The sequence below is a fragment of the Pseudoxanthobacter sp. genome (assembly GCF_036822375.1).
Taxonomy (GTDB): Bacteria; Pseudomonadota; Alphaproteobacteria; order Rhizobiales; family Segnochrobactraceae; genus Pseudoxanthobacter.
The window spans coordinates 1-2,446 of record NZ_DAISHT010000342.1; the positions used below are offsets into that span (position 1 = coordinate 1).

3 protein-coding genes are annotated in these 2,446 nt (G+C 70.7%); all 3 read right to left on the bottom strand.

From position 1 onward, the window contains the following. Nucleotides 1–16: 16 nt before the first annotated feature. Nucleotides 17–964, bottom strand: coding sequence for a class I SAM-dependent methyltransferase (locus tag V7067_RS17400; RefSeq protein ID WP_334177147.1), 948 nt, complete (start codon nucleotides 962–964; stop codon nucleotides 17–19). A 44-nt stretch (nucleotides 965–1,008) separates the two neighbouring features. Then, complete coding sequence (locus V7067_RS17405) at nucleotides 1,009–1,932, bottom strand: VOC family protein (RefSeq protein ID WP_334177148.1); 924 nt, start codon at nucleotides 1,930–1,932, stop codon at nucleotides 1,009–1,011. 152 nt (nucleotides 1,933–2,084) lie between these two features. Beyond that, a partial coding sequence (locus tag V7067_RS17410) for a gamma-glutamyl-gamma-aminobutyrate hydrolase family protein (RefSeq protein ID WP_334177149.1) occupies nucleotides 2,085–2,446 on the bottom strand: 362 nt, incomplete at its 5' end.

Consider the following 2,446-nt stretch of genomic DNA (forward strand, 5'->3'; position numbering starts at 1 on the left):
GCGGAGAAGAGGGGGGTCAGGCGCGGGCGGGAACGTGGCGCAGGTTGGCAATGGCGCGGCCGCCGGCCGTGAAGCAGCGCATCAGCCGGCCGAGCAGGCGGCCGGGCCGCGCCGGGCCGGTGCCGATGGGAACCGTGCGCACCAGCGTCCAGCCGGGCACGCCGGCGCAGAGTTCCTTCTCGCGGCGGATGCCCCAGCGATAGCACACCGCCTCGTCCTCGGCGGTGCGCACGGCGGGGTTCACCACGCCGGCCACGTTGCAGAGCTGGCGCGGCACATAGTCGAACACCATGTCGGCCGGCTGGCCGCCGGTGATGGCCGCAAGGTCGCGGAACAGCCGGTGCACGATGGCGGGATCGAGGAACATCGTCAGCCCCTCGGCCACGATCAGCGTGGGGGCGGGGCGCAGCGGCAGCGACTGGGCCCAGTCGGGCCGTGTGAAATCGGCCGCATGGGCGCGCTGGCGCGCCCGCGGCGGCAGCACGGCCCGGCGCAGTTCCACGATCTCCGGCAGATCGACGTCGAGCCAGGTCATGAAACCGTTGTCGAGGCGGTGGAACTGGGTGGAAAGGCCGGCGCCGAGGTTCAGTACCTGCGCGTTGGCATAGCGGCTGGTGAAGGCGCCGATCAGCTCATCGAGGGCCCATGAGCGGCTGATGATGTCCAGCGCCCGTTCGTCGGTGTCGGCATAGAGGCCGAGGTCGAGGCGCAGGTCGCGGGCGGCCGCCTCGGCCAGACAATCGCGCACGCGAAGCTGTGGAAAACGTTCGCCCGCCACGGCGCGGGCGGCGAGCGAGACGAACGCCGTTTCCGCCACGCCGCGGATGTGCCCGGTGTGCAGCGGCCGGCGCGGCCGCGGGCCGGCGGCGGCCGGGGGGCGGATCTGGGTGTGGCGCTGCAGCGATGTGGCGGAAGACGAAGGGGCAGGAGAGGCGATTGTCCGGCCGGAGGTCGTCAGCACCATCTCATCGCCCTCGAAAACGGCTGCGCTCGGGCCGGTAACGGCCCTTACGGCAACAGGAAACCGCTGTCCGCCGGCTCCACGAGCAGGCTCAGTCCGTGCGTAAGCCGCGGAGGCAACACACGAATCACGCCCGTTTGCCGGACATCCTTCTTGTCGGCGGAGATTGAGGCCGCTCTGTGGTCGAATTCGGGCAAACGTTGCGCAGGCACAACAATCCGCAGCGCGGCGATGTGCGGGCGGGCGGGATCGCCGGCGGCGATGCCGAGGGCGGCGAGCGCGTCGGGGGTCAGCAGGCTGACATCGCCATGGGGAGCGGCAAAATGCAGGCCGCCCGCCACCGGCTGCGGCACCGCGCCGGTGAAGCCCGCGAAAACCGCCGCGTGGGCGGCGGGGTCGGGCGTTACCACCACGACGCCGGCAATGCCGGTCGCGCCGTTGGCGTGGGTCTGGAACGGCGGCTTCCAGAAATTCTGCGGGAAATGGCTCTGGCAGGTGAAAAGGCCGACATCGGGGGCGCAGGCGTCGGCGGTGAAGGTCAGCGAGAAGGCAACCGGCCGGGGCACGCCGTCCGGCCCGGTGGCGGTGCGCTCGAAGCCGAACGGGGCGTAGAGCGGCAGGCCGGCGGCGGCAAAGGCCGCGCGGTCTTCCACCGCGCCGGCCGAGCGCAGCACGATCATCGATCCGCCTTCGCCATGGGCGTCCAGCAGGTCGCGGTTGAAGGCGGCGAAGGAATAGAGCCCCGGCGCCGCCGGGCGGATGCGCGCCGGCTCCAGCACGCTCAGCAGCTCCAGAAAGGTGTTGTTGGAAAACTGCACCAGAACGTTGCCGGTGCCGAAGGGGTGGCGCGCCGGCGGCGTGGTGGTGAAGCCGAGCGCCTGATAATGCGCCGCGGCCGCATCGAGGTCGTTCACCACCTGAACGATATGGTCAATGCCGCGCGGCCGGGCCGGGGCGATGGCGTCTGTCACGACTGAGCCTCCAGAAGCAGAAGGCCGGGCTGCTCATGTCAGGGCCGCGGGGCCTCGAAAAGCACAGCGCCCCCGAACCGGCTGCGGGGTCGGGGGCGCGCTGTCACGGGATCGTCTTCACCCGGGTCGTCTTGACGGGGCCGTCCGGCGCGTCACACCAGCCGGCTCTGTTCCATGGCCGCGGCCACGAACGAGGCGAACAGCGGATGGGGCGCGAACGGGCGCGACTTCAGTTCCGGATGATATTGCACACCGATGAACCACGGATGTTCCGGAATCTCGATGGTCTCCGGCAGCAGGCCGTCCGGCGACATGCCGCAGATCTTCACGCCGCACGCCTCCAGCCGCTCGCGGTAGCGGATGTTGACCTCGTAGCGGTGACGGTGGCGCTCCGAGATCTCGGTCGCACCGTAGATCTCGGCGATCTTGCTGCCGGGCGTGAGTTCGGCGGTGAAAGCGCCGAGGCGCATGGTGCCGCCGAGATCGCCGTTGGCGGCGCGGCGTTCCAGTTCGT